The sequence below is a fragment of the Phenylobacterium sp. genome (assembly GCF_035276905.1).
Classification (GTDB): domain Bacteria; phylum Pseudomonadota; class Alphaproteobacteria; order Caulobacterales; family Caulobacteraceae; genus Phenylobacterium.
Genome location: NZ_DATELG010000410.1, coordinates 1 through 4036, shown reverse-complemented (window position 1 = coordinate 4036; position 4036 = coordinate 1). Strand labels below are relative to the sequence as shown.

Annotated in this window: 2 protein-coding genes; one reads left to right on the top strand and one right to left on the bottom strand. The window is 64.5% G+C overall.

Annotation, left to right across the window (positions count from 1 at the left end; all coding sequences use genetic code 11):
* Positions 1-971: TonB-dependent receptor plug domain-containing protein (locus tag VJS38_RS19615; RefSeq protein WP_324089833.1), on the bottom strand; the 971-nt coding region annotated here is incomplete at its 3' end.
* 534 nt (positions 972-1505) lie between these two features.
* On the opposite strand from VJS38_RS19615, the gene VJS38_RS19610 reads away from it, so the two are divergent.
* Positions 1506-3923: a TonB-dependent receptor gene (locus tag VJS38_RS19610; RefSeq protein WP_324089832.1), complete on the top strand. Its 2418-nt coding sequence runs from the start codon at positions 1506-1508 to the stop codon at positions 3921-3923.
* Positions 3924-4036: the final 113 nt, after the last annotated feature.

Sequence of the window (4036 nt, the reverse complement as noted above, 5' to 3'; positions counted from 1 at the left end):
CCGAAGTCCTGGTCGTAATGCGCCGTGGCGCTCCAGTAGCCGCGGTCGAAGTAGTTGGGACCGTTGTAGGCGCCGATGAAGGGATTTTTGCTTGGCGAGCGATAGCCGAAAGCGTCGCAACCGGGGCAAGTCCCCCACGGGTTTTCGTTCGGCCCGACGAAGGTTCCGAGCCCCAGCTCATTGGGGAAGCTCGATCCGTGCGTGTAAATACCGCCTTGGCGGTCGTGGTTGTTTCGCAGGCCTTCCAGCTTGAGCTTGAACGATCCGCTGTCGCCGACGTCGCCGGCGAGCTGGACGCGTCCGGCGTAGAAGTCGGCCGAGCCGAGGCGAGGGCCGGCCAGGTTCTTGATGTAGCCGCCGCCGGTGTTGGTGGTGAAGGAGATCCGGCCGCGCAGCGTGTCCGTCAGCGGCCCGCTGACCGCGCCTTCCGTCGTGTACTGGTCGTGGCTTTGCGCCGTGGCCGTCAGGAAGCCTTCGAAATTCCGGGTCGGCGCGGCGGTGAGGATGTGGGTCAGGCCGCCGGTCGCGTTGCGGCCGAACAGCGTGCCCTGCGGCCCGCGCAGGACTTCGATCCGCTCCAGGTCGTAGGTCGTTCCGCTGATCGCGCCCAGCGAGCTGATGTAGACTTCGTCGCTGTAGAAGGCGACCGGCGCCTCCTGCGAGTCGGCGAAGTCGTTCTGGGACACGCCGCGGATGTTGAAGACGGTGATGGTCGGCGAATATTGGTTGACCTGCAGGCTTGGGGCCTGGTTGGCCAGGGCGGTGACATCCTGACGCCCGAGCGCGGCGAGGCCGGTCTTGCCGATGGCGGAGACGGCGACGCCGACATCTTGCAGGTTCTGAGCGCGCTTCTGGGCGGTGACGACGATCTCCTGGATCTGATTGGGCGGCTCTGCGGCCGCAGCAGCCGACGCGCCCAGCCCGCAGGTCGTCGCGGCCGTGCACATCAGCCACGCAACAGATCTGTTCATGTGCAATCCCTCCCCTTGATCATTTCCGCTTCGCCGCCGTCCGTCGAGCGCTCAAGCCGCGCATGAAATGCCGGGGGGCGGCCCGGCGCATTCCGCGCCTGCGCCCCGAGGTCTCGACCGATCCGGACGGTCAGTTCGCCGACTATAGTCACGGTCGCTGCAGAACGGCAATATTTGTTTGACCGGTCGTTCTTTTTTATTGCGTGCGCTCAAACGCGGCATTCTGCCTGCTGCGCAGGGCTGTGGCGCCCATTTCCCAGTCGCGCCGCCGCTAGTGGAGGCGGACGTGACGCCATTTGCGCGCGGCGGCCGCTCGGCGGCGTTCGGTCTCGGCGACCCGGAGGCGGCCCAGGCGCTCCCGATCGACAGCATTTTCGAAAATTGTGCAGGCCTATCCGTCAAGAAGCGCCTTGGCGCTTCCAGGTAAAAATGGTTTAGCGCGCAAAAAACGATTAAATTACGAAAAAGGAGCTTGAGCACGCGGACCTTGTGGCGCATGTTTTGTCGCAGAACGAAAATATTGGGGAGGCGATCGTGCTGCGAAGCGCGCTACTGGCGACGGTGTCCGTCGTCATCCTGGCAACTGGCTCGACGGCGTCGGCTCAGACGAGCCCAGCATCAGCCAATGGAACCACCCTCGGCGAGATCGTGGTGACCGCGAACCGGCGGGAACAGAAGCTGCAGGACGTGGGCATCTCCGTCGCGGCGATCTCCGGCGTGCAGCTGCGCGACAAGGGACTGTCGAGCAGCACGGACCTGCTTCAGCTGACGCCCGGCATCTACGCCTCCGGCAGCCTGGCCGGCCAGAGCCAGCAGTTCACGATCCGCGGCGTCACCCAGTCGGATTTCAACGACGCCATCGAAGCGCCTGTCGCGGTCTATGTGGACGACATCTACATGACTGCGCCGCAGGGCCAGACCATGGCGCTGTTCGATGTGGCCCGCGTCGAGATCCTGAAGGGCCCGCAGGGGACGCTCTTCGGCCGCAATGCCACCGGCGGCCTGGTCAATACGCTCGTCGTCGAGCCGGAGCTGCATCGCTACGGCGGCTATCTGGATGCGAACTACGGCCGCTTCAATGAGGCGAAGGTCGAGGGCGCGGTCAATCTGCCGCTGGGCGAAAACGCGGCGGTGCGGCTTTCCGGCTACTACGGGCACATCGACAACTACTGGAAGAATCGCTACCCGGCCGGCGTCGCGCCTGGATCGGCCCTCAACTTCGGCCCGGCCGGGCCTTCGCCCTGCTGTCAGGACGAGGGCGGGAACAGCACCTATGCCGGCCGCCTGCAGATCAAATGGGAGCCCACGGACCGGCTCCGCATCCGTCTGACGGGACAGGCGGCCGAACAGGATCTCTCGACGGCGCCCTACACCGTCGCCGGCACGATTGGGACGTTCGACGCCCAAGGCCGCTTGATTCAGTCGGACCGCGTCAGCCCGACGGAGACCCGGCTGGGTATCGGTCCGGATGGTGGAAATTACACCAACTTCGGGGTCATCCCCTTTGCCGGGATCGGCTCGCCGAGCGGCCAGCGGGTTCCGGGGGCGACCTGGTTCGGCTACGTGCCGCTCGATCCGGATCACGTGGAGCTCTCGTCCGACTACGCGCTGCGGCGGCTCAACGTGGCTCAGGGCGCGATGGGCGCAATCCACCTCGACTATGACCTGGGCGGCGCGCAACTGACCTCGATCACCGGTTATCAGCGGTTCAAGAAGCAGTTCCTGATGGACGGGGACGGAAGCCCCAACAACCTCTTCCTGTTCGGGACCAAGGCCGACACCCGGGCCGTCTCGCAAGAAGTGCGGCTCTCCGGCAAGAGCGCGGACCTTCGCTGGCAGGCCGGCGTCTATTACCTCGACATAGATGCGCACACGACCCAGGGCCTTCTGGGTCCGAAGGGTTCGCTCTACTCGATGCTCTTCGGGCTCGCGGCCACCGGCGTCGACGGCGTGGACGTGTTGCGTCTCAAGACCCAGTCGGGGTCGCTCTTTGGCCAGGTCGAATACGACTTCGCGCCGAAGTGGACGATCATTCTGGGCGGCCGCCTGATCCGGGAGCATCAGGACTATACGTTCAGCTCGTTCGCCGCGCTGAATACGGATGACTACGCCGTCGACGACCAGGTGGCGTTGTTCCCGCTGGCCCCGCCCTACGCCAACAAGCGCACCAAGACGCTTTGGGCGGGCAAGGCGCAGCTCGAATACCGGCCGCAGGAGCATTTGCTGATCTACGCGGGCGTCAACCGCAGCGTGAAGGGGGGCAGCTACAACGCTCCAGCCCCGGACGGCAGCCCGCCGCTGTCGCCCAGCCAGATGGCCTATGGGCCCGAGACGCTCATCAACTACGAGGGCGGCTTCAAGTACGGTACGTCCCGGTTCTCGGTGAACGGATCGGCCTTCTACTACGACTATCGGGATTATCAGGCTTTCCTGTTCGAGAACGCCTCCGGCTTCGTCCAGAACGTCAATTCGAAAGTCTACGGCCTGGAGGGCGAGATCGGCGCGCAGCTCACGGACGATCTGCGAATGACGCTGGCCGGCTCCTACACCCACGCCGAGATCAAGAATTTCGAGGTCGCGCCGGGCGTCGAGCGCACCGTGCGCCCGACCTATGCACCGCGCGTCCAGGTCAATGCGGACCTGACGTACGTCGCCCCCACCGAAATCTACGGCGGCCGGGTGACCTTTGACGCCCAGGCGAACTACGCCTCGGGCTTCTATCACAATCTGCGCAACTTCAATTCGGACTGGTTCTCGGGCCGAACCCTCCTCAATCTAAACGCCAACTGGTCGCAGGGCCCGACCGGGCTGCGGCTCGGCGTTTACGCCGAGAACCTGCTCGACAAGCGTTACGGCGTGATTGGTTTCGACAGCACGGCGCTCTTCGGCGGCAACATCGAGTCCTTCGGCAAGCCGAGGACCTTCGGGGGGCGCATCGGCTACACCTTTTGATGACGACCTAAACCATTCGCAGCCGAAGTGGACGCCGGTTTGGTGTCGCGACTGGTCTAACTTCAAAGGCTTATGAGCATTCGTCGGTTCATTCGAACCGCCGAATGCTCTAG